Here is a 22,499-nt window from a genome sequence, read left to right as displayed (position 1 = left end):
GACCGACCGAAGGTACCCGACTCCGTCGACCGGGTTCGGCGGGGTGTACGAGGATTTTTACCGCTAGGGGTGGTCCATCCGGCGACCGATGGACGTTCGCGAGTTCCCGGTCCTCTCCGACGACGACGGTCGGCTCGTCGACCGCCTCGCGGTGGGACTCGGCGAAGACCTCGGACGCGTGTTGGCGTACCTCCTGCTTCGGGCCGAGCGTGAGCGCGACGCGGACGCGCACGCGTCGCGACTCGCCGTGCGGGTCGGCACCGAACTGAGTCGCAACGCGGTCACGGACGCCCTCTCTCGGCTCCAGGAGCGCGACTTCGTGAACACCACCACCGTCCGGGACGAGACGCGCGGCCGTCCGCCGCGCGCGTGGTACGTCTCCTGCGACCGCGAGACCGCCGTCGAGCGGGTGTACGGCGGCCACGCCGACGCGCTCCTCGACCGAGCGCGAGCCGTGTTCGACGTCGCCGACGAACCCGGCGGAGACGCAGGCGCAGACGCGGACGGCGGTCGCGAGGTGACGGTCGGCCTCAACTGGGCGCCCAACGGTCTCCACCTGCCGCTGTTCGCGGCCGCGGGCCGCGGCGAGTACGCCGACCGCGGGGTCTCGGTCGATTTCGAACGAAACGACGGCTCCTCGGCCGCCGTCGAGGCGGTCAGCTCCGGCGCGGCCGACGTCGGCGTGGCGGGGGCGACGTCGGTCCTCCGGGCCCGCCAGCAAGGGCGGAAGGTGGTGCCGATAGCGGTGCCGTTCCAGCGCGCGATGGCCGTCCTCTACGCCGAGCGCGACCGGTTCGGAACCTCGTTCAAGAGCGTCCAACAGCTACGCGGCCGCCGAATCGGGATGCCCGTCGAGTCCGAGGTCGGACTTCTCGCTCGGCTGTTCCTCTCGCAGTCGGGCGTGCTCTCGGACGTCGAACTCGTCGACGTCGCGGGCGAGGAGCGGGACGCGCTCCGCTCCGGGAGGGTCGACGTCGTGACGGGGTCATTCTCCGACCCGCGGGAACTCCGCGAGGAGGGCGTCCGCGTCGACTCGCTGCTGGTGGCCGACCGCTTTCCCATCTACGGATCGTGCCTGATAGCCCCCGAGGAGGCGCTCCGACGGCGGAGGGAGCCGCTCGCGGACTTCCTCGCCGCCACGACCGCGGGGTGGGCCGAGGCGGTCCGGCGTCCGTACGAGGTTCACGCCGTCGGCGGGGCCGACTCCGCGAGCGAGCGACGCACCTTCGAACTGGCCGCCGACGAGTTCGGGTCGAGCGACGCGGTCCGCAGACGCGGCTGGGGGTGGCAGGACCCCGAGACGTGGCGACGACTCGAAACCGCGCTCGCGGTGGCCGACATCGACGGGTGAGTCCGGCCGGAGCGACGCGGACCGGACCAGACCGGACCGGGCCCGAGGCACCGTCGTCGGGTCGGCCGGTCTGACGGCGTCGAGAGCCCCATCGGTTTACGTTCTCGCGCCCGAACGGCTAGCGGAGATGCTCCGGGCGAACGGTACGCTACTGACAATCGACCTGAGCGAGCGCGAGAGCCGCACCGAGGACGTCGACGACGTGCTGGCGTCGTTCGTCGGCGGCCGAGGCGTCGCCACCAAGTTGGCCCACGACAGGATTCCGTTCGACGCCGACCCGCTCGGCCGCCGGAATCGGCTCTACTTCTCGTCAGGACCGCTCCAGCAGTCCCGGATGAGCTTCACCGGTCGGATGAACGCCACGGCGGTTTCGCCGCTCACCGGCGGCATCCGCTCGACCAACGCGGGCGGATTCCTCTCGCGGAACTTCGTCGAGACCGGCCACGCGGCGGTCGAAATCGTCGGCGAGAGCGACGACCTTCTCGCGGTTCACGTCACCGACGACGGGGTGACGTTCGAGGAGGTGCCCGCTCTCGAAGGCGCGACCGTCTCCGAGACCAGCGAGTACGTCGAGACCGAGCGCGACCTCGGCTCCGAACACCTCGTCACCGCCGGGCCGGCCGGCGAGAACCTGGTCAGGTACGCGGCGATGATGACCTCCGACACCCGGGCGTTCGGCCGAGGCGGACTCGGTGCGGTGATGGGGGCGAAGAACCTGAAGTGCGTCAGCTTCGCGGGCGACTCGGCCCCGGAGGTCGACGTGCCGGACATCCAGGCGGCGGTCCACCGCGACGCCGCGAACGCCGACGACATCATGAAGCGACAGGGGACGACCGGCAGCACCGAACTCATCAACGACGAGTTCTCGCTGCCGACCAGGTACTTCTCGGAGTTCTCCTTCGAGGACGCCGCGGAAATCGGCGGGAACGCGGTCGAGGCGAAGAAGTACCGCCGCGGGACCTGCTCGCAGTGTGCGTTCGCCTGCAAGCTCCCGACCCGCGAGGAGGAACGCGGCCTCGAAACCGAGGGTCCCGAGTTCGAGACGGTGTTCTCGTTCGGGAGTAACGCCGGCGTCGGCGACGTGGTGGACGTGATGAAGTCCAACAGCCTCTGCGACGAACTCGGACTCGACACCATCTCCTGCGGGGTCACCGTCTCGGCGTACCTCGCCAGCGTGGACGAGTTCGGCAACGCCGAACTCGTCCACGACCTCGTCGAGAAGATCGCCCGCAGGGAGGGCGTGGGCGACCTGCTGGCGGAGGGCGTGGCCCGAATCCACGACGAACTCGGCGTCGAGAACTGGACGTCGAAGGGCCTGGAGTTCGCGGCCCACGACGGCCGGGTCATCAACGGCCAGGGGCTCAGTTACGCCACCTCCAACAGCGGGGCCGACCACATGTACTCCGAGATACTCACCGCGGAGTACTCGGGGGAACTGGACCCGGAGGGCCTCGACGGCAAGGCGTCGTTCCTCGTCGAGTCGGAGAACGCCGCGGCCTTCAAGGACAGCGCCGTCGTCTGCGCGTTCTCGAGCGGCTACGTCGGCGAGGAGCGGTTGGAGGAACTGTTCGACGCGGAGTACGGGACCTTGCTGGACGTGGGCGCGCGGGTCGTGGAACTGGAGCGGCACTTCAACAACCGGCGGGGGTTCGACCGGAGCGACGACGTCCTGCCGTACGACCTCCCGGGCTTCGAGGCGGCGCTGGAGGAGTACTACGAGGCCCGCGGCTGGAACGGGGACGGCAGGGTCCCCGAAGGGAGAGTCGAGAGCGGGGACTGACGACCGGTCCGACCCCGCTCGCCCGCCGCGTCTCGACGCCGGGGCCGACCGCCCCGTTCGTGTCGTCACTCGACGTCGTCGTGGGTCAAAAGCGGCCGCTCGCGCTCGCCGTCGAGCGACTCGTAGGTGACGACTTCCAGGAGGTTCCCGTCGGGGTCGAGGAAGTAGAACCCCTCGAACTCGTCCCAGTCGTACGGACCCTGTTTCGGGAACTGACCGTCGAGTCGGTCGATCAGGGCCTCGTAGCGCTCGCGGTCGGCCTCGAACGCGACGTGGGCCTTGTCGAGCGGGTGGTCGAGTCCTCGTTCGTGCCACCCCTCGGCCCGGTTCGTCTCCGCCAGCGTGACGACGGTCTCGCCGGCGCGGAACATGGCGTGCTCGCCGCGGAACTCCTCCGGCGACCGCAGGAGTTCGAGAGCCAGCGTCTCCCGGTAGAACTCGAGGCAGACCGTCAGGTCGTCGACGTCGACGTTGATGTGGTCTACGCCCCGCATCTCACTTCCAGTCGGCCTCTCGGCGCGGCGGACTGTAGATGCCGATGCCGACCGCGGATTCGTCGCCCCTGTTCTCGGCGGCGTGTGGCTCCCCGCTCAGGAAGCAGTACGAATCGTCAGGGCCGAAGCGATACTCCTCGCCGTCCACGACGGCCACCAGTTCCCCACTCGTCATGTAACCCAGCTGCTCGTGGTCGTGGGTGTGCTCCGGAATCGTCGCCCCCGCGTCGATTCGGAAGTGCTGGATGCTCATGTTCTCCCCCGCGGCCAGTTGCGTGAAGTGAACGCCGTCGACTGCCTCCTCGGTCTCTCGGGCGGTCAAGTGCACCTGGTCCATGCCAATATCACCCACGCTAATGCACTTAAAGGATTCGTGGAAAACCCTAAGTGATACAACGTGGTACCCGGTTTTCTATGCCCGAACGAACGACCGTTCGGCTGTTCCACCTTCCGTTCTCGTTCATGCTACCGCAGCGAGTGGCGAGCGATCGGGGGTACTTCGGGGACGAGGGGTTGGAGGTAGAACTTGTCGAGCGCGACCGCGAAGAGGTCGAGCGCAAGTACATTCCGGCCGAGGAGACGCTGACGGACGACTACGACGTGGACCTCTACCCCATCTGTAAGTGGGAGAGCCTCAAGCGCACGTGGGACATGCGGGACGGGAAAGTCGTAGCCAAGGGGACGTTCGCCGACCAGCCCTACGCCGTGTTCACGCGCCCGGACACCGGTATCGAAACCCCCGAAGACCTCGCGGGGGTTCCGGTCGCGGTGAACCGTCGAACCGGCCAGGAGTACACCGCGATTCGCGCGCTCGAAGCGCACGTGGCCGCCGAGGAAGTGACGCTCGAACACCACGGCATGCCGACCGACCGACTCCGGGCGCTCCGCGACCGGGAGGTCGACGCCGCGACCCTGCTCGAACCGCACAGCACGCTCGCCGAGGAACTGGGGTTCGAACGGGTGACCGAGTTCGAGAACCACATGGGAATCGTGGGCGGGGAGCGTCTCACGGGCGAGACCCTCCGGAAGTTCATGCGGGGCTACCGGCGCGCGGTCGAGGCCGTCAACGAGAACCCCGAGAACTACCGCGAACTGTACCTGGACATGCTCGAGAAGGACGAGTCGGTCGCGCCGACCCTCTTCGAGGAGGTCGACGTGGACGCGGTCCGCGAGAAGATAACCGTCCCGGAGTACGAGACGCCCGAACTGGCCGACTATGACGAACTCCGCGAGCACCTCGACTGGATGAAGGCTCGCGACCTCGTCGACGAGGAAGCCGAGATTCGTTCCATCGTCGCGCCCGGGGGGCGGCCGTGATGGACGTCCAGGAGAAGCAGGCCGCGTTCGACGAACAGCACGAAGCGCCCGGCGACAGACCGGTGATGCGCGCCCGGTTCGAGCACAACGGAAGTCCGCGGTACCTCCTGTACGCTATCAAGCGACTCGGACTCGACCGGGACCACGGCTTCCACCTCGACGTGGAACTCGTCTCCGACGAGACCGAAGACGGACTGGAGACCGTCGAGGCCAAGCTACAAGGGGGCGACGCCGACCTGATAGACATCGACTACCTCTCGACCGCCCGCGAACGTGCGGAGGGCGCTCCCATCGTCGGGTTCCACCCCTACGGTCGCACCGTCGGCTCGCTCATCGCCGCGCCCGGGTCAGACGTCGAGGGGCTGGCCGACCTCCGGGACCGCCGCGTCGGCGTCGTCCGGCGGCTCGACAAGAACTGGATTCTCACGCGGGCAGCCTGCCGACGGGACCACGACTTCGACCCCGAGGCGGCGGCGACCTCGGTCGAGGCCGGCTCGAAGGTCGAACTCTCGCGGATGCTCCGGGCGGGCGAGGTGGACGCCGGCCTCCAGTTCTGGCAGATCGTCCCGGAACTGACCGAAACCGGCGACTGCAGGGAAGTCGTCCCGATGGCGGAGTTGGTCCAGCGGCTCTCGGGCACCGACGGCACGCTCCCGATTTCGACGTTCCTTACGAGCGAGCGCTACCTCGCCGACCGGCCCAAGGCGGTCGGCGGCTTCCGGGACGCCTACCGGGACGCCGTGTCGAGACTCCGGGAGGACGACGACCTCTGGACCGAAATCGGGGACCGGCTGATGGACACCGACGACCCGCGTACGATTCGCGCGATTCGCGACGGCTGGCGCGAGATGGTGGTCGCCGACTGGGACCGCGAGACCCTGGCGGGGATGAACCGACTCTTCGACCACCTGCTCGACGTCGCGGGGGCCGACGTGCTGGGCGTCGACCGGATTCCCAACGACGCCTTCACGACGGAGGTCGGCCGATGACGGTCACAGTCGACTTCCAGCTCAACTGGGAACCGAACGGGTTCCAGGCCCCCTACTTCCTTGCGCGCGAGCGGGGGTTCTACGAGGACGAAGGCCTCGACGTCCGATTCGTCGAGGGCCACGGCTCGCCGTTCGCCGCCGAACAGGCCGGGAAGGGCCGGCGCGAGTTCGCGCTCGCCGGCGGGAGCGCGGTGCTCTCGGTCCGGAGTCGTGGGGCGGAGCCGCTCGCGGTGGCCGCGGTGACTCAGAAGACCCCCGCCGCGGTATACGCGCTCCGGGACGTCTTCGGGGAGCGCCTAGAGCGTCCCGACCAGTTGGCGGGTCGGACTGTCGCCCCCTCGGCCACCAAGACGCGAATCCTCACCGCACAACTGCTTGAGAACGCCGGCGTGCGCGACGACGTCGAACTGGCGGCCGTGGACGAACACACCCACCACCGCGTGCAGCACAGGCTACTCGACGGGGAGGTCGACGCCGCGGTGGGCGTCGTCACCAACGGCCACGAACTCCAGCGAGAGCACGGCCGAACGGCCGACGAGTTACCCATCGGCGACCACCTCGACGTCTACGGGATGACGCTCGTGACGAACCCGGAGTTCGCGGCGACCAACCCCGACACCGTCAGGGCGTTCCTCCGAGCGACCGCCCGCGGTTGGGTCGCCGCCACGAACGAACCGGACGAGGCCGTCGACGCGCTGGTTGCGCGCAACGCCACCCTCGAACGGACGCGGGACGTCGAACGCCGGAAGTTCGGAGTCGCCGCCGACGAACTCCAGTGGACCGACCACGTCCGCGAGGCCGGATGGGGCAACCACGACGCCGAGCGCTGGCGAACGCTCGCGGGGACGCTCTCGGAGACAGACCTCCTCGACGGTCCGGTCGACCCCGACGAAACCTGGACGAACGAGTACCTGGACCGGGACGCCGACGCGATTCGGGTGTACGCCGAGCAGACCGACGCCTGAGGGCCGTCGAATCGGCTCGCCGGTTCGACGGCCGGCCGCGAACGACGCACCGTCTCCGACCGCGCCCGGACCGCGTGAGCCTCTCACGGACGCGTAGATTTCCCACCCGAAGGCACAGATTTTTATCGGGTCGCGCGCAAGCCGAGAGCGATGGTCGAAGCCTTCGCGGTGGCGAGCGGGAAGGGCGGCACCGGCAAGACCACCACGACGGTGGCGCTCGGGATGGCGCTGGCCGCCGAGTACGACGTGACGGTCGTCGACGCCGACACCGGGATGGCGAACCTGCTGTTCCACACCGGCCTGACCGACGCCGACGCGACCCTCCACGACCTACTCGTCGAGGAGACCGCGGCGTCGGTCGACGAGGCGGTCTACGAGCGCTTCGGCATGCGCGTCGTCCCCTGCGGAACGAGTCTGTCGGGGTTCGAAGCCGCCGACCCCGAGCGCCTGCGGTCGGTGGTCGCCGACCTCGCGGCCGACGCCGACGTCCTCCTGCTCGACTCGCCCGCCGCGCTCGGGTCGAAAAGCGCCGTGTTGCCGGTGGTGCTCGCCGACCGCGTCGTGGTCGTGCTCCAGCCGACGATTCCGGCGCTGAGCGACGGGCTGAAGGTCCAGGAGTACGCCCACTCCTACGGCACCGACACCGCGGGCGTCCTGTTTAACAAGGTTCACGACGACGAGGACGTGGCCGGCGTCGCCGACAAGAGCGAGCGCTACTTCGACGGCCCGACGCTCGCGACGGTCCCCGACGACCCCGCGGCGCGGTCGGCCCGGCAGGCCGGCGAACCCTTGCTCGCGCACGCCCCCGACAGTCCGGCCGCGGTCGCCTACCGGGAGGCCGCCGCCGCGCTCGACGTGCAGGCGGGCGAATCGGACGACGTGGCCGAGCGCTTCCGGAGCGCGGTCGTGCCCGACTCACCATGAGACTCCCGCAGGGCACCCTGCTGCGGTCGCGGGTGGTTTCCGACCCCGCGACCGCGCTGACGACCGCACTCGACCGCGAACTCACCGGGTACGCGGTCTTCGAACCTCAGGACGCGCTGCTGCTCGACGCCGACGGCAAGGGCGTCCTGACCTTCGAGGCGGGCGTGCCGGTGCTGGCCTACCATACCGGCACCGACCGCGGCGGGCCGAACGCGCTCGCCGACCTCGCGGTCCCCGGTCCGTATCGGGCCGAACTGTACGAACTCGCGGGCAATGCGCTCGACGAGGCCCACGAAACCGCGGAGCTACGAGTGCCCCCCGCGATGGCCGCCGACCGCCTGGCCGGCGACCCCGACCTCGCCGAACGGACCCGCCGCGCCGCTCCGGCGGAGCGGCGCGGCGGGTCGGAGGAGGGTGGCGATGAGTCGCTGTCGGCCGTCGAGGCGTTCCTCGACGACGAGGAGAAGATCTCCGCGATTCGAGAGCGCGCCCGCGAGGAGGCTCGCGAGCGCGCCGCCGAGTGGGGACTGGACGACGAGTTGGCGTGAACGGTATCGCGGGGTTCGACGGAGCTGAACCGCGAACGTCTGCTGAGGAACCCCTATTCGGGTCGAGTCGCGTGCGCGACGAATCCGTCGCTCTCGACGTTCGACACGTCGTGGTTGACTGGCTGGACAGAATCCGAGCGCCTCCAGGGGCGTGGAACGGGAGCGGAGAGTAACAGATATTTGATTCGAACCCGTAATTTCGGACGTATGTCCCACCAAGTGTCCCGGTACTCCGGATTCCGGTCGAACAGCGAGATGGGCATTATCGGATACATCGTCGCGGCGGGCGTCATGATAGTGATGCTCCCCGTCCTGCCGTTCCTCGCCGTGCTGTGGCTCCTGCGGAAACTCGGCGGCGGCCAGCCGTCGCCGGCGTAGTCGGCGCGTACGGTCGAATCGGTTCGACGCGGTTTCTCGTCAGTTTCGAACGTGTTTTCTCCGTCAAGAGGTGCGACCGTCGACGGTGTGGCGTGTGTCCAGTGCTCGGTCACCGTCACGATGTCGCAGTCCCGAAGCGCGACACTACGACCGGTCGGAATCCACCGGCCGCAGGAAGTAGGTCCCGAATCCGGCGAGCACCACCAGAATCGCCGCCAGGAAGAACGTCGAGTCCCACCCGAGACGGACGACGAGGGCGCTGGCGACGGTTCCGCCGCCGACCCCGCCCCACAGCTTCGACGAGTAGAGGACGGCGTAGTTCTCCGAGGAGTGACTCGTCCCGTAGTAGTCGCCGACGAGGCTCGGCACCACCGCGAAGACGGGACTGCGGAAGAACGCGGCCGCGGTGACGAGGCCGACGAACGCCATCGAGCGCCCCTCGACCGCCGCGGCCGCGGCGCCCGCGAGACAGACGCCGCAGACGACGAGCGAGACGGTGATGGTCCGTTCGCGTCCGAACCGGTCCGAGGCGGTGCCGCCGACGAGGACCCCGGCGCCGTCCCCCAGCGCGACCAGCGACGCCGCGACGGTGGCCGCCGCCGGGAGAGCCATCGCCTCGGCGAACGCCACGACCTTCGCGATGACCATCAGGCCGGCGCCGTTGACCGCGACGAACACCGCGTAGAGCAGCCAGAACTGCCACGTCCGGACCGCTTCGCGCCAGGTGTACTCCCCCGCGTCGGGCGCGACCGCCGCGTCTGCGTCCTCCCGGACGGTGCCGCCGTCGCTCCCGACCTCGCCGGCGTCGGCGTCCTCGTCGGCCGGGTCCCTGAGAAACGGGACGGCCGCGAGCGTCAGGACGCCGACGAGCGCCGCCAGTCCGAGCATCGTCCGCCCGAAGTCGTCGGCGACGCTCTCCCGAACGAACGGAATCAGGACGAAACTCAGTCCGGCGTAGGCGAGTCCGACCACGCCCGTGGCCAACCCGCGTCGCTCGTCGAACCACTTCACCGGCGTGTTGATGGCGACGGTGTATATCGTCCCGGCCCCGACCCCGGCGATTCCGTAGAACAGGTATACGTACTCGATGGTCGGTGCCCAGGCCGTCCCCGCGTATCCGGCGACCAGCGAGAGCGCCCCCACGGCCGTCGGGATTCGGGGGCCGAAGCGGTCGCGGACCCACCCGGCGGGGAACTGCGAGACGGTCTGCAGGACGACGAAGAGTGTGAACACGGTCCCGAGCGCGACCTCGGGGGCCGCCAGCCTCGTCCCCAGCGGTATCCGTATCGACGACCACGCGAACTGGTACGTTCCGGCCGCGCCCATCGCCACCGCGGCGACCGCCACGAGCCACCAGCGCGAGAATCGAACGTCGGACGTCCTGTCCATCGTCGGAACTGTCGTCGCGAGGCGCCTTAGCTGGATTGAAGCGCTAAGCCCCGTTCCTCAACGAACAAGCGAAGTGAATAGAGAGGGGGATACAGCGCCGCACATTTCCCAAAAACGTTCACCACTTGTCCCACCGGTCCAAGCTTTCCCGAAGCTATTATACGCATAGTACGTATAGCGTGCATTACAGTGAAACGGAAGACGATTACCATTCGAGAGAACCAAGACGAGTGGATTGAGGACCAACACCTTAACCTCTCGTCGTTCGTCCGCGAAAAGCTGGACGAACTGATCGAGAAACGGAAATAAGGGATGTACTACGCCTACAAATATCGACTCAGACCGTCCGTCACCCACCGCAAGGAGTTGGACCGCCACCGCGATATTTGCAGGCAACTCTATAACCACACGCTCTACCGCCTCAACGAGTACCAAGATGAACACGGCGAACTGCCGTCCATGACCACCCTACGGTCCGAGCTGCCCGACCTCAAGACATGGTGGGAAGGCCTTTCGGACGTGTACTCGAAGGTACTCCAGACCGTCGTTGAACGGCTGTTCGACAACCTCAAAAGTCTCTCCAAACTCAAGCAGAACGGCTACAGCGTTGGTGCGCTCAAGTGGAAGCCACCACGGGAATTCCGCAGTTTCACGTACAACCAGTCTGGCTTCAAGCTCGACAAGAAGGGCGGTCAGACTGTCCTGTCACTCTCGAAACTCGCGGACATTCCGATACGGCTGCACCGCGCCATCCCTGACGACGCGAAGTTCAAGCAAGTCACACTCAAGAAGGAGCCGACGGGCGAGTGGTTCGCCACCTTCGGTGTCGAGATAAACCGTGAGCCACCCGACCTGTCCGAGAATCCCGAGCAGTGCGTTGGCATTGACGTGGGGATTCTCACATACGCTCACGACACCGACGGCATGGCAGTCGAATCGCTCGACCTCTCCGACGAACGCAAGCAGTTAGAACGCGAACAACGGAAGCTCTCGCGGAAGCAACACGGATCGAACAATTATGAGAAGCAACGGCGTCGGGTCGCGGAGTGTCACGCCGACCTGAAACGGAAGCGCCGTGACTTCCTCCACAAGCTCTCAAATTATTATGCTAGGGAGTACGACCTTGTTGCAGTTGAAGATTTGAACGTGAGGGGGATGCTGGAGTCGCCGTCGAACAGCCGCAACACCGCCTCAGCCGCGTGGCGGACGTTCCTCTCGCTGCTCGAATATAAGTGTGAGCGAGAGGGGACGCACTTCGTCGCGGTGAACCCGAGAGGGACGACCAAAGAGTGCGCGGCGTGTGGCGTTTCGACGCACAAGCCATTGTGGGTCCGTGAGCACTCCTGTCCTGCCTGCGGGTTTGAGTCGGACAGAGACGCGAACGCGGCGTGGAACATCCTGTCTCGCGGCCTCGAAGATGTAGGAGTGGGACACTCCGAAGGAACGCCTGTGGAGACTGCGCTCCCTGTGGATACGTCCGTGTCTGCAAAGCGCGTCGTCGAAACAGGAAGCCCTACCCTCAAGGAGCGAACAGCGTCAGACGTGAGCGAGTAGGGTAGTTCACTCCTGCCGAGACTCTCGCACTTCGGTCGTCGTTCGCCGTCCGATTTCCTCTCTGAACCGTATTCCGTCTACACGTGAGCGGCGCTCAAATCGAGTGAATAGGAACGGCCGCGCGTAGAGGACGGGCTATCCGTCGAACGACGACTGGTTGCCGCCGGTCAGGTTGCCTGGGGTGGTCGTCCGTATCGCGTCCAGACGCACGCGATGCGAGTTCGGCGACGCGAGCGATACGGGGATTTCGGGTGCGGTAACGTCCGAGAGAGGTACGGTCGCCCCGGAGAAGGCCGGCCCTATCGGTCGTCTTTGAGCACCGACGGTCGATAGCCCAACAGGAGGAACGTGACGGCGGAGGTGACGTTGATGGACACGATGTTGAGGAGTAAGAGGAGGAACGCGCCGAACGCGACGGAGGGCTGCTGCCAGGCGAGGCCGAGTCCGACGGTGGCGGCCGAGGGAACGACCGCGGCGGCGACGGCCACCCCGGCGAGCACGACTCCCTGGTTCGTCGCCAGGCCGATCGCACTGGCGGCCCCCGCGGTGACCGCGATCGTGAGCAACAGCAGGTTCGGCGAACTGAACTGCGTAATCTGGTGCATGTGGAGGACCGCGCGGTTCGGCTGTACGAGCGCGGCTTCGCGGGCGATGAGACCGCCGCCGCCGGCGGCGAGGGCCGCGAGCGTCAGGCCGAGCACCTGCGATTTCAACCCGTCCAGCGAGAGGTTCCAGTCGCCGATGATAGCGCCGAGGGCGGCGGACAGTAGCGAACTGGTGAACGGCGAGATCACCATCGAGCCGACGATGGCGATCGCGGAGTCGAGCAGGAGGCCCGCGGCCGCCACGGTCGCGCTCAGGACAGCCTGGACCATGAACATCGTTCGGTCCGGTTCGATCTCGCGAGCGGCCGTCCGGAGTTCGCCGCGAGCGACGCGCGACTCCGCGTCGGGGCCTTCGGTGTAGCGCTTCTCCAGTTCGTCGAAGTTCGACGTGAGCGCGGCTTCGAGGTTGCTGATCATGGTGTACCGGTCGGTGTCGACGCCCACCTCCCGCAGTTGGCTCATTATCTCTTCGACGGCGCCGGACGGGAGCGGAAAGGCAACGAGGCTGGCGTCGCGCCGGTCCGTACGGAGCGCCACGAAGTCCACTCCGCTCTCGTCTAGAGCGTCGAACACGTCCTCTCGATGTTCGTCCTTAATGAGAATCTGTACGAGACGCATCTCACGTTCGAACATATCGGTGAGCGTGACAAATGCCGTTTCCGGCCCCTCCGCGGGAAGGAGAGCCGAAAATGGTATGATGATTGAAACGAAACCGTCGCGGTATGAACCGGTGGATTCGAATCGGCGGCTGGCTCCTGCTCGGCCTCCTCGGCCTCTGGGTCGTCGCGAAGATCGTGGCCGTGGTGCTGGGCTTCCTCTCGTGGCTGGTCAGCACCCTCGTCACGGTCGTCGCGCTGGCCCTCCTGGTGTACCTGGCCTACTATGCGTACACGAAACTCTCCGGCGGGAACGGCGGGTCGGGCGGGTCGCAGTCACGGTCGCGAGAGAAGGAGCGAATCTTCGAGTAAAGTAGTGTGTCGTCGCTGTCGAGTTCGTTCGGGGGCGATGGGAGGACCGAGAGCGATGGAGTTTCTCCGGGCGAACGCTCGGAACGCCCCGACACCGTTTCGAAGGTCGTAACGTAATTTCGGACGCGTCCCGCCGTGGTCACCGGTTGTCCGAGGACAGTACCGTAGAACACACTTTTTGGAAATCAAATCCAGATAGTCTTTGAATTCTAGATTTTCCCAGCGTATTTCCGGATGAATGGCCAAAAACAAGAAGGAGTGATGCTCCAAGAGTCAGTCGTAGACTCATGCCTAGTACACGTCGGACCTTTCTGATGGCTGCAGGCGGTGCGGGACTACTCGGCGTCGGTGCGCTCCAGACGAGCGGCAAGACCCAGAGCAGCGGTCTTTCGCGGGACTCGTACACCATTATGAGCGGTACCGAGCAAGAGACGACGGTACGCGTGACGCGGGCCAGCGAGTCCGGTCCGACCGCGCTCGTGGTCGGCGGGATGCACGGCAACGAGGCCGCGGGCTATCTGGCCGCAGAAGAGATAGCCCAGTGGGACATCGACCGCGGGACGCTGGTGACCATCCCCCGGGCGAACGCGCTCGCCGTAACGCAGGACCAGCGCGTCGCCGACGGCGGCGTCGACCTGAACCGCCAGTTCCCGACCGGCGAAACCCCCGAAACCGAACTCGCCCGGGCCGTCTGGGGCGTCGTCGAGCGGTTCGCCCCGGACGTGGTCGTCGACCTCCACGAGTCGACCGGCATCTGGGACGGCGACATGGTCGGCGGCGTGGGGCAAGCGCTGTTCCACTCGTGGGGCGACGCGGCCAGACAGGAAGCCGAAGCCGCGACCCGGTACGTGAACGAACACTATGTCTCCGAACGGCGCTACGAGTTCGGCGTCGCGCCGTTCTCCGCTCCCGACCGGGGGCTGGACGGCCTGTTCAGCCACAAGGCCGCCCGCGACGCCGGCGCGACGGGCTACCTCGCCGAGGTCACGACGCAGGGCGTCCCCGTCGACCAGCGGGTGAAGTGGCACCAGCACCTCGTCCGCCAACTGGTCGAGGACGAACTGTTCGCGACGGGCGACGGAGGCGGCGGGGACGGAGACGACGGAAGCGGAGATGGCGACGGTGGTAGCGACGGCGGCGGAGACGGCAGTGGCGACGGTGGCAGTGGAGATGGAAGTGACGGAAGTGGCGACGGCGGCGAAGACGGTAGCGAAGACGGTAGCGGAGACGGCGGGTCCGGCGACGCGCCGAACGAGGCACCGACCGCCGAGATACAGACCACGCCGAAGGACGCCGCCTCCGAACCCATCGGCTCGGACGAGACGGTGACCCTCGACGCCGGTACCTCGACCGACCCGAACGGTGACAGCGACATCGCGACTTACCGCTGGGACCTGGACGGCGACGGAACGTTCGACGCGACCGGCGAAACCGTCGAGATGACGCCGCCGTCGGTCTGCGGGCGGTTCACGGTGACCCTCGAAGTCGAGGACGAGAACGGGAAGACGGACACCGCCCAGCAGACGTTCGTCCTGGCATAGCGGTTTCTCGACGCTCTTCTCGTTATTTCGACGACCGGTCGACCGCTTCGACGACGAGCGTCATCTCGGTCGTCCCGCGCTCTGTCGTCACCTGGACGTCGAACGTGACCGCCAGTACGTGCGTCTCGCCTGCGCGCTCCTGGACGACCGCGCCCTGCCGAGCCTCGCACGCGCCGAACTGCCGGTTCGGGCCAGACGGACAGTTCTCCCGACGTCAGGCGTCGGCCGCCGATTGGTTGTACGCGACGCGGTAGGCGGTCCCCGACTCGACCTGAGAGGAATTCGCGAACGGGATTCGGAGCTACCGGGCGGGATCCTACGCCTCGAATGCCGTCCGCAGGTCGGCGGCGAGGTCGTCCAGCGCGTCGTCAGCCGAGCTCATGAAGTCAGTTAGGCTGACGAACCCGTGGATCTGTCCCTCATGGTGGTGTCGTTCGACGGGGACACCAGCCGCCTCCAAACGGTCGGCATAGGCTTGGCCTTCGTCCCTGAGAGGATCGAATCCGGCCGTGAGGACCGTCGCGGGCGGGAGGTCCGAATGGTCGCTTGCCAGCAGTGGCGCAAGGTACGGATTGCGCTCGTGGACCCGCGACTGGACGTACCGCTCCCAGTACCACTCCATCCCGGGCATCTCCAGCAGGTAGCCCCGGCCGTTCTCCTCGTAACTCGGGAACTCCTGGACGCCCATCGACGCTACGGCAGGGTAAATCAGGGACTGGTGAGTCAGGGCCGGCCCGTTGCGGTCGCGGGCCAGTAGGGCGGTCGCGGCGGCGAGGTTCCCTCCGGCGCTGTCGCCGCCCACGGCGAGGCGATCCGTATCCAGCGTCGCTCCCTCGCCGTGCTCGGCGACCCACTTCAGGGCCGCGTAGGCGTCCTCGACAGCTGCGGGGAACGGATGCTCGGGCGCGAGACGGTAGTCGACGCTGACGACCGCGCAGTCGGCGCCAGCACACAGCGCCCTGCAGACATTGTCGTGGGTGTCCAGATCGCCGACCACCCAGCCGCCGCCGTGGTAGAACACCAGCGTCGGGTGCGGCGCGTTGGCCCGTGGTGTGTACAGGCGGACGGGGAGATTCCCCACCGGACCGGGGATCGTAAACTCGCTCATTTCCTCGACCTCGGCGTCCCGTTCTGCGTCGGCGAACAGTTCCCGCAGCGCCTCGCGGGCGCTCTCGACGGTGAGCGCGTAGCGGGGCGGTTGCGGAAGGGCGTCGACGGTTTCCAAGAAGGCGCTGGCCTCCGGGTGCAATTCTGGCATGGACCGGTGTTCGCGCCGCGGGGTTATCAATTCCTGCCGGCGCAGACCGATGGTGAGTCCCATAGAGGCTCTTCAGGCAGTGTTGCTTGATTCACAATTGAATCGTGAGAATCTCTCCTCAAAGGAACGCGAAATCATTCTTCATGCACGGGGAGATTCATATCGTGAATCACACCCCTACTCGTCTGCTTTCAAATCCATACTGAAGCAACTCGATAAGTGGGCGTACCTCGATGGTAATATCACTAAGGACGGTCTTGCCGAGTCAGATAGCCAGCATCGGTTACTGCAGTACGATGATCGCTATTACAGGTACACGCTCAGGTTCGACTCAGAACAGGCGTTTTCAATCTCGTCAATACTTCCATACACCCCTTCAGTCCATTCGATTCTCGTGTTCTCATTGTCTTCGGTTATCATCGAACCAGATACGAATTCACCTTCTTTCCGGGAGATGTAGTTTGTTGAGGGGTGTAGCGTACGGTATCCCGGTTCAGAGTTTACTGGGGTTCTGGCGGTCGCGCAATAGGCGCTTGGTTTGGGGTCTCGACGGAGGAGAGCGGTTGTATCCAAGGGTCTCCGTTTACGCATTGCCCGAGAGGGAGAGAGGCAGAAACCACCGAGTCCGGTTGTTCACATCTGAATACCGAATTTGACGGTACATCACCGGATACAGTGTCGAATTTGAGGGGTTAGCCGTCTATACTCCATGGAACAACTCAAACGGTAATTACACCGAGATTCAATAGAACGGAGCTTCTAACCTGCACTAGTACGTTTTCTGGATCGCATACGGCATCTCTGGCAAGCACTGTGTAATAATCATCGGCGGTGAAATCTGGGGATACACCCCACTTTCTATGTCGATATCGCCGTTTTCGCCCGTAGACGTTCCACTCTCCGAGAAATCTAATTACTGGCCTTCAAGCCTTCTATCACCGATTCATCGTTCGACGTGCCGACCAGCGTACTGCCGCTGACAGCAGATCCATCCCCGTTTTTCTACATCTCTCCACAACAGTCCTTCTCCCGGGAGAATCAGCGGGTGTAGACGAGCAGAGAGTCCACTAGCAGACCAGTCGAAGGTTCTCAGCCACTGGTGGTCCGTTTTCCCGGGGTGTAGATGTTCGATATTGTGCTGGTGAACAATTTACCTTGTATCACATCATTTCGGGGCAGAATAGCATGAAATACTCTGCCTGCAGTAGTGGAATACGTCACTCAGTACTCGGACGTCTCCCGATGATGAGAAGCCCAACCCCAGAGATGACGACACTGCCAACGGCCTCCGACATCCCGGAATCACTTCTCGAATACGACCAATGGGTTTGCTGGCGAGAACAGACTCGCGGCGAGAAGAAGACGAAAATCCCCGTTAATCCCTATACCGGTCGCTATGCATCCACAACCGACGACGAAACGTGGGGGAGTTTCGAGACGGCACATGAATATGCACTCAACGGTGCTGCTGAAGGGCTCGGTTTCGTCTTCTGTGGCCACGACCCATTCGTCGGAATCGACCTCGACGATGCACGAAATCCCAAGACAGAAACGCCGAAGGACTGGGCGTCGGATATCATCCACAAACTCAACTCCTACACCGAGGTCAGTCCTTCAGGAACGGGGTTCCACGTGCTCATCGAGGGTGAACTCCCCCTTGGCCGAAATCGACGCGGTGATATCGAACTCTATGAGACTGCTCGATTCTTCACGGTGACTGCAAGCCACGTTGAGACGACACCCACGAAGATTATCGAACGGACAGACGCCCTCTCCGGGGTGTACGCCGAGCACGTCGCAGACGAAGATGAAGACGAAGTATCGACCCCTGACGAGCCAGGACATTCTAACGGCTCCACCGAACCACAGTCAGCTTCATCATCGGAGAGTCGACTTTCAGACGAAGAACTACTCTCTCGTGCCAGAGCTGCATCAAACAGCGCGAAATTCGAACGTCTGTGGCGCGGTGAAACGCATGGGTACGACAGCAACTCTGAAGCAGACATGGCGCTTGCGTGCCTCCTCGCGTTCTGGACCGGTGGAGACACGACCCAAATGGATCGGCTGTTTCGACAATCTGGACTGCTCCGTGAGAAGTGGGATGTCGTCCACTACGCCGACGGCAGTACGTATGGCGAGACGACCATCGATCGAGCGGTTCAGGTGACCAACGAGCACTACTCGCCGAGTGAGAAACCCGACGAGGCGCGGCCAGAAGACACCACTGTCACAGTCGATTCGGCGGGATCGTCTTCTTCGGCAGTCGATGTCCGTCCTTCGCAAGACAGAAACTCTACCTACGAACGTGAGCAGGAACGTATCAAGACGATTAGTACACTTGAACGTCAGCTTCGGGAACTCGAAACAGAGAACGCGCGCCTTCGTGATGAGCGCGACACAGAACGTTCGAAACGCAAGGCGCTCGAAAACGAGGTTCAGGAAGTAACGTCCGTCTCTCGTGGCATCGTTGCTCGTCTCAAGCATATCTTCACCTCGTCTCGTTGAAAACCGAGAATCAGTCTCAGTTCGGCGGTTCTAATTCGAGCACCGTGTCTCGAAGGTACTGAAGCGTATGAATCTGCGAACAACCTGGGGCATCAAGGCGGAACGCCCGAGGCGGTGACGAGCGACTGTACGTCTTCTCGACACGAATCTCGCCGGTCGGTGGATCATTCAACGCCTCCAGTACGTCGTGGGCGGCATCGCGGTTCTTCACAACCCAAATTGCATCCTCAGGGTCGAACGCCGCCATCTTATCGTAATCCTCCGGCACAGCCCGGAGTACATCGTGGTTGACACGTTCGGCTTCAAGTACTGCCCGGATGGTTCCATCAACATCCAGGCCCGCAACATCTAATCGGTGTCCATCATCGAGCTCATAGTACGGAACGACCTCCACCACATCAGATTCAGCATCGTTCGCGTAGGCTTCTTCGACGTATCGACGACCGAACTCTACCATCACACGGTGGAGACTCGATTCTCCGAGGTCACCGACGCCATGGCCATATGCAAGGCCCTCCCGATAGGCGACCTGAATTTCATTTCGTCCCTCAGCTGTGACCGTATACAGGCGGTGAGGATGCGTGCAGTCGAGAGTCAGCAAGTCATCGTCGAGGAGGTCTTGCACTTCCTCGGCCTCGATGCCAACGTACTCCTGAAGACGAGTCATATCGTCCCAGCAGATATCGTACTCCCATTCGGGGTCGTACTCACCCTGATGGGCAGAGTGGACTGCCTGCAGGAACGCGAGCTGGCGATCAGAGTACTCACTTTCCTCACGCTCTCGTGCTGAGAGCATCAAATTGGTACTCGAAATTGGGAAGTCCTTGCGATCGATACGCTCCAAGCTCGAACAACACTCAACTCCTCGTTTCACGCCCGCAAACGAGGGGTCGTGGCGGCTCTCACACCCAGTGCAGACGATTGCGTGAACTGCCTCGTCATAACGGATACACACTGGGAGACGCTTGGTGTACGGAAGCGCAGAATCGACTCTCTCCGTCGACGGTGAACTCGACTCTGAAACCTCGTTCTGTACATCGGTATTCGTAGGAGGTTCGTCACCGAGCATGTCGAGTCCGGCCTCAAGTCGCGTCTGGTCACGGACAACGTCGACGAGCGCGTCGAACGCGAGCGCCTGGGTTTCAGACAGCGGCGCATCACCCTCCGGATGCCCAGCAGGAAGCGGCGCAGATTCGAGGAGGAACGGCCGTGGTTCAGGGTCGTTGAATCCCGCCGGAAGCGTCGCGAACCACTGGCCGCGCCTGAGCGCACGCAAGCGATTGCCGACCTCGCTCGGGGGCATCCCCTCGGTCGCGAGCCGGCGTTCCAAATCTGCGTCGACCGCGACGTTCCCCGTGACGATCGTCGAGATGTTGTTCAGAATCTCCGCGTAGGCCTCGGTATCCGCGTTCCGGACTTGCGCCGGAAACTGCATCGCCAACGTCACCGACAAGCTAAATCCACGCGACTGGGCAAGAAGGTCGGTCATCAGCCCCGACGCCGCGACGTCAGCTGCCTCCTCGATGTAGAGATTTACGAGCGACGGGTCCTGCGTTTCTTCACCAGTTTCGGAGTCCGTTCTAGAGGCCCCTCGTTTCGTGTGAAGGTGCTTACGTCTTCGAAGCGCCGTCCAGAGGTTCGAGAGGACGACGAGCGTAAGCGCCCGTCGACTCTCTGTGCGCAGGCCGCTCGTGTCCATGAGAACCACCGCATTCTCCTCGAGGACATCGAAGAAGTCGAACTGGGAGTCCGTCTCATCTCCCCCGTCCGGGACGTGATTGAAGAGTTCGGCGAGGCGGTCGTCGAGCGGGACCTTCTCGATACGGTTCAGCACGCCCTGCATTACTTCGACGAACGACCGTTGGCTGGTCGTGACCACCCCACCGAGCAGGACCGCAAGATCCTCGTCGCTCACCGGCGGAGCATCCTGCGTGTCGGCCATTCGCATCGCCGTCCGCTGGAGGTCGCGATGAGAGAACGCATCCGAGCCATGCACCGGGTCGAACAACGCCTTGACGAGGTAGCGGATGATGTCCGGTGACCGAACGGCTCGCTCGAAGCGGTTTCTGCCCATAATCCCGATTAGGAGTTCGATATAGTGGTCGACCACGTCCTGGACTGCCGTGGCGCGGTCGACGCCGACCGCAAGCTGTGGTCGAATATCGAAGAACGAGAGTGCAGGCAGCACTTCCGCACAATCGAAAAAGTAGATGTTCTCGAGGGTGCCGTACGTCGCGTAGTGGGCACGCAGATACTCGATGGGCATGCCGTCGCCCTTCCGGTCGATGAGAATAGAGGGGCCGTCGTTTGCGACGTGGTTGTCGAGCATCGCCCGAATGAGGCTCGTCGACTTCCCCGACCCGGTCTTGCCGAACCACGCAACGTGGAGCGGTTGGAGTGCTGGCGGAAGTGACAGCAGTTCCGTATCTGGCGCGTTGTCCTGCGTCAACGGGCGGCCAAGTGTAAGTCCAGGTACCAGATACGGTTCGAGGTGCTCGGAGGGCGGTCGAGGAACGGCCGTCCGCTCGCCTGGTGTGAGATCGAGGGCTCGCTTCGCGTTCGATGTGAGTCCAGCCCCACCGAGCAGACAGAAGTTTGGAACCTCGTCCGGTGCGGCGATGATCTCGGGACTGCCTGTTCCCCTTCCAGGGAGACGAGTCCAGAAACCGGTCTGCATCTCGTGAAACTCCCGGTCACGAATGGCATCGAGTGTACCGAGTGCGTTTGTCCGGTTGCTTTCAGCGTCACGAGGAGCCGCCTCGTTCGTCTCCACCGCGAGTTGATAGCAGGAGTGCCCGATTGGTTCAAGGGCCGTCGAGAGCGAACCTACAGCGCTGCTCGCGGCTGCAGGGTCACGAGCGGTGGCTACCGCTCGGACGTTCACCGAGAAACAATGGCGCGTCTCCTTCTCGTCGAGTTCGTCTAACCGACGCTGATTCTCGGGGGTGACCGGCTGTGTCTGCGCTGTCGTCTCTTCCGTCGGTGAGTTCGGGACGAAGAGACTCTCGACGACTCGACCGAGGAACGACTCTTCGCCTTTTTCGAGCTTGCGGCGTCGCAAGTCCGCCTTGAGCGTCCAGTCGGGTTTCGGACGGAGAAGCACTTGGAAGACGACGGGGACGTCCGTCGTGGCCAGCGTTTCTACGACCGCGGTGAGCGGCGGTCGCGCATCAGAGTCGTCGGTCTGGAAGTCACTGTAGGGAGTGAGGCGTGTCTGCCAGTCCTCACGGCGTTCACCCTGACTATAGAATTCGATGCTCGCGACGGACGATTCTGGCGGTGCTTCGCCTTCAGGTCTGCCCTCTTTGTCGGTGGCCGTCTCGGTAGGTCCTAGGGAATTGTCGAGGAGGATATCTGGGTCGACTGTTTCGCGACTGAACTCGTAGCTGTCCGGGAAGATTCCTCGTAGAACACCTTCGAGCGAGTCGAGAGACGAGTTCTCTGAGCCGTGTATGCCGACGTAATACTCGAGCGTTTCATCGGACGTCGCAACGATGAGCCACTCGATTGTCTTCGGTGTCTGAGGTTCCTTCGAGCGAAGACGTCCATGCCATGAACGGTCATCCGACTCTCGGGCGAACCTGTGCAGGCGACGAACATGGTTCTCGACTCCGTCCGGGGAGATTTGGTCTGTCGTCGGCTGGATTTGTATGTACTCTCGTGGTGCGGGAGTGTTCGCAGACGATGCATCACCGGCGCTGTCGTTGGGAGGAGATGCGATACGTCTCCCTCGCAGTGCACCGCGTTAACATCTCGTAAAGACCAGCTGGAAATTGAGGGTGGCGCGTATTATCGAGGTGATACGAACGTTTGTAGTTTTCTCCACATGATACTCACCTGCAATGTCTTCGTTGAGTCTGGCTGGAAAACATCCTGTTGTGGATAGAACCACTCATCTTTATATGTCGTTGCATAGAATCAGATAGTATCCGA

Annotated in this window: 19 protein-coding genes and 1 pseudogene; 13 read left to right on the top strand and 7 right to left on the bottom strand. The window is 64.3% G+C overall.

The genetic code is table 11. The features are described from left to right. Window positions 1-88: 88 nt before the first annotated feature. Together NGM07_RS16555 and NGM07_RS16550 are read left to right on the top strand one after the other, a co-directional pair. On the top strand, window positions 89-1,351 hold the full coding sequence (locus tag NGM07_RS16555) for an ABC transporter substrate-binding protein (protein WP_253513540.1): 1,263 nt from the start codon (window positions 89-91) through the stop codon (window positions 1,349-1,351). Window positions 1,352-1,478: 127 nt separating this feature from the next. Beyond that, window positions 1,479-3,131 carry an aldehyde ferredoxin oxidoreductase family protein gene (locus NGM07_RS16550; protein ID WP_253513538.1) on the top strand — a complete coding sequence of 551 codons (1,653 nt, stop codon included), beginning with the start codon at window positions 1,479-1,481 and terminating at the stop codon, window positions 3,129-3,131. Window positions 3,132-3,196: 65 nt separating this feature from the next. On the opposite strand, the gene NGM07_RS16545 is transcribed toward NGM07_RS16550, so the two are convergent. Then, window positions 3,197-3,625 (bottom strand): VOC family protein, encoded by a 429-nt coding sequence (locus NGM07_RS16545; RefSeq protein ID WP_253513536.1) that lies wholly within the window; start codon window positions 3,623-3,625, stop codon window positions 3,197-3,199. A gap of 1 nt (window position 3,626) precedes the next feature. Beyond that, on the bottom strand, window positions 3,627-3,962 hold the full coding sequence (locus NGM07_RS16540) for a cupin domain-containing protein (RefSeq protein WP_253513533.1): 336 nt from the start codon (window positions 3,960-3,962) through the stop codon (window positions 3,627-3,629). Between the two features lie 77 nt (window positions 3,963-4,039). Here NGM07_RS16540 and NGM07_RS16535 point away from each other — a divergent pair, with 77 nt between their 5' ends. From NGM07_RS16535 to NGM07_RS16510, 6 genes are all read left to right on the top strand, one after another. Then, a complete protein-coding gene (locus NGM07_RS16535; RefSeq protein ID WP_253513531.1) occupies window positions 4,040-4,942 on the top strand; it encodes an ABC transporter substrate-binding protein in 903 nt (300 codons plus the stop codon). Continuing rightward, window positions 4,942-5,931 (top strand): ABC transporter substrate-binding protein, encoded by a 990-nt coding sequence (locus tag NGM07_RS16530; protein WP_253513530.1) that lies wholly within the window; start codon window positions 4,942-4,944, stop codon window positions 5,929-5,931. The genes NGM07_RS16535 and NGM07_RS16530 overlap by 1 nt, the downstream gene beginning before the upstream one ends. Continuing rightward, window positions 5,928-6,896, top strand: a complete 969-nt coding sequence (locus tag NGM07_RS16525) for an ABC transporter substrate-binding protein (protein ID WP_253513528.1) — start codon at window positions 5,928-5,930, stop codon at window positions 6,894-6,896. Before NGM07_RS16530 ends, NGM07_RS16525 begins: the two co-directional genes overlap by 4 nt. A 150-nt stretch (window positions 6,897-7,046) precedes the next feature. Continuing rightward, window positions 7,047-7,820 (top strand): nucleotide-binding protein, encoded by a 774-nt coding sequence (locus NGM07_RS16520; RefSeq protein ID WP_253513526.1) that lies wholly within the window; start codon window positions 7,047-7,049, stop codon window positions 7,818-7,820. Beyond that, window positions 7,817-8,368 carry a DUF8054 family protein gene (locus NGM07_RS16515; protein ID WP_253513524.1) on the top strand — a complete coding sequence of 184 codons (552 nt, stop codon included), beginning with the start codon at window positions 7,817-7,819 and terminating at the stop codon, window positions 8,366-8,368. Before NGM07_RS16520 ends, NGM07_RS16515 begins: the two co-directional genes overlap by 4 nt. A 207-nt stretch (window positions 8,369-8,575) precedes the next feature. Beyond that, on the top strand, window positions 8,576-8,746 hold the full coding sequence (locus tag NGM07_RS16510) for a DUF7535 family protein (protein WP_253513522.1): 171 nt from the start codon (window positions 8,576-8,578) through the stop codon (window positions 8,744-8,746). A 144-nt stretch (window positions 8,747-8,890) separates the two neighbouring features. On the opposite strand, the gene NGM07_RS16505 is transcribed toward NGM07_RS16510, so the two are convergent. Further along, window positions 8,891-10,135 carry an MFS transporter gene (locus NGM07_RS16505; RefSeq protein ID WP_253513520.1) on the bottom strand — a complete coding sequence of 415 codons (1,245 nt, stop codon included), beginning with the start codon at window positions 10,133-10,135 and terminating at the stop codon, window positions 8,891-8,893. Between the two features lie 312 nt (window positions 10,136-10,447). Here NGM07_RS16505 and NGM07_RS16500 point away from each other — a divergent pair, with 312 nt between their 5' ends. Continuing rightward, complete coding sequence (locus NGM07_RS16500) at window positions 10,448-11,689, top strand: RNA-guided endonuclease InsQ/TnpB family protein (RefSeq protein ID WP_253513518.1); 1,242 nt, start codon at window positions 10,448-10,450, stop codon at window positions 11,687-11,689. Window positions 11,690-11,988: 299 nt separating this feature from the next. Here the strand turns inward: NGM07_RS16500 and NGM07_RS16495 are convergent, their stop codons facing one another. Further along, window positions 11,989-12,831, bottom strand: a complete 843-nt coding sequence (locus tag NGM07_RS16495) for a DUF389 domain-containing protein (RefSeq protein WP_253513516.1) — start codon at window positions 12,829-12,831, stop codon at window positions 11,989-11,991. 185 nt (window positions 12,832-13,016) lie between these two features. Here NGM07_RS16495 and NGM07_RS16490 point away from each other — a divergent pair, with 185 nt between their 5' ends. Beyond that, complete coding sequence (locus NGM07_RS16490) at window positions 13,017-13,262, top strand: hypothetical protein (RefSeq protein WP_253513514.1); 246 nt, start codon at window positions 13,017-13,019, stop codon at window positions 13,260-13,262. Between the two features lie 314 nt (window positions 13,263-13,576). Then, window positions 13,577-14,803, top strand: a complete 1,227-nt coding sequence (locus NGM07_RS16485; protein WP_253513512.1) for a PKD domain-containing protein — start codon at window positions 13,577-13,579, stop codon at window positions 14,801-14,803. 22 nt (window positions 14,804-14,825) lie between these two features. Here NGM07_RS16485 and NGM07_RS25545 read toward each other — a convergent pair. After that, window positions 14,826-15,002: pseudogene (locus tag NGM07_RS25545) on the bottom strand (DUF7261 family protein); the annotation flags it as partial. Between the two features lie 117 nt (window positions 15,003-15,119). Next, window positions 15,120-16,061 carry a LipP1 family hormone-sensitive lipase gene (gene lipP1 / locus NGM07_RS16480; protein ID WP_253513511.1) on the bottom strand — a complete coding sequence of 314 codons (942 nt, stop codon included), beginning with the start codon at window positions 16,059-16,061 and terminating at the stop codon, window positions 15,120-15,122. Window positions 16,062-16,113: 52 nt separating this feature from the next. On the opposite strand from lipP1, the gene NGM07_RS16475 reads away from it, so the two are divergent. Beyond that, window positions 16,114-16,521: a hypothetical protein gene (locus NGM07_RS16475; protein ID WP_253513509.1), complete on the top strand. Its 408-nt coding sequence runs from the start codon at window positions 16,114-16,116 to the stop codon at window positions 16,519-16,521. A 782-nt stretch (window positions 16,522-17,303) separates the two neighbouring features. Beyond that, window positions 17,304-18,566 (top strand): phage NrS-1 polymerase family protein, encoded by a 1,263-nt coding sequence (locus NGM07_RS16470; RefSeq protein ID WP_253513507.1) that lies wholly within the window; start codon window positions 17,304-17,306, stop codon window positions 18,564-18,566. A 16-nt stretch (window positions 18,567-18,582) separates the two neighbouring features. Here NGM07_RS16470 and NGM07_RS16465 read toward each other — a convergent pair whose 3' ends face one another. Next, the gene (locus NGM07_RS16465; protein WP_253513505.1) at window positions 18,583-21,669 is read right to left on the bottom strand and encodes an ATP-binding protein; all 3,087 of its coding nucleotides are present in this window, start codon (window positions 21,667-21,669) and stop codon (window positions 18,583-18,585) included. Between the last annotated feature and the right edge of the window lie 830 nt (window positions 21,670-22,499).

It is taken from the genome of Halorussus vallis (assembly GCF_024138165.1).
GTDB classification, from domain to species: domain Archaea; phylum Halobacteriota; class Halobacteria; order Halobacteriales; family Haladaptataceae; genus Halorussus; species Halorussus vallis.
Note: the sequence above shows the minus strand (reverse complement) of the source record. Positions and strands in the feature narration are given on the sequence as shown.

Coding starts and splice junctions, on each gene's coding strand:
- NGM07_RS16555 (WP_253513540.1), top strand. CDS start 89: ATGGACGTTCGCGAGTTCCCGGTCCTCTCCGACGACGACGGTCGGCTC.
- NGM07_RS16550 (WP_253513538.1), top strand. CDS start 1,479: ATGCTCCGGGCGAACGGTACGCTACTGACAATCGACCTGAGCGAGCGC.
- NGM07_RS16545 (WP_253513536.1), bottom strand. CDS start 3,625: ATGCGGGGCGTAGACCACATCAACGTCGACGTCGACGACCTGACGGTC.
- NGM07_RS16540 (WP_253513533.1), bottom strand. CDS start 3,962: ATGGACCAGGTGCACTTGACCGCCCGAGAGACCGAGGAGGCAGTCGAC.
- NGM07_RS16535 (WP_253513531.1), top strand. CDS start 4,040: ATGCCCGAACGAACGACCGTTCGGCTGTTCCACCTTCCGTTCTCGTTC.
- NGM07_RS16530 (WP_253513530.1), top strand. CDS start 4,942: ATGGACGTCCAGGAGAAGCAGGCCGCGTTCGACGAACAGCACGAAGCG.
- NGM07_RS16525 (WP_253513528.1), top strand. CDS start 5,928: ATGACGGTCACAGTCGACTTCCAGCTCAACTGGGAACCGAACGGGTTC.
- NGM07_RS16520 (WP_253513526.1), top strand. CDS start 7,047: ATGGTCGAAGCCTTCGCGGTGGCGAGCGGGAAGGGCGGCACCGGCAAG.
- NGM07_RS16515 (WP_253513524.1), top strand. CDS start 7,817: ATGAGACTCCCGCAGGGCACCCTGCTGCGGTCGCGGGTGGTTTCCGAC.
- NGM07_RS16510 (WP_253513522.1), top strand. CDS start 8,576: ATGTCCCACCAAGTGTCCCGGTACTCCGGATTCCGGTCGAACAGCGAG.
- NGM07_RS16505 (WP_253513520.1), bottom strand. CDS start 10,135: ATGGACAGGACGTCCGACGTTCGATTCTCGCGCTGGTGGCTCGTGGCG.
- NGM07_RS16500 (WP_253513518.1), top strand. CDS start 10,448: ATGTACTACGCCTACAAATATCGACTCAGACCGTCCGTCACCCACCGC.
- NGM07_RS16490 (WP_253513514.1), top strand. CDS start 13,017: ATGAACCGGTGGATTCGAATCGGCGGCTGGCTCCTGCTCGGCCTCCTC.
- NGM07_RS16485 (WP_253513512.1), top strand. CDS start 13,577: ATGGCTGCAGGCGGTGCGGGACTACTCGGCGTCGGTGCGCTCCAGACG.
- lipP1 (WP_253513511.1), bottom strand. CDS start 16,061: ATGCCAGAATTGCACCCGGAGGCCAGCGCCTTCTTGGAAACCGTCGAC.
- NGM07_RS16470 (WP_253513507.1), top strand. CDS start 17,304: ATGATGAGAAGCCCAACCCCAGAGATGACGACACTGCCAACGGCCTCC.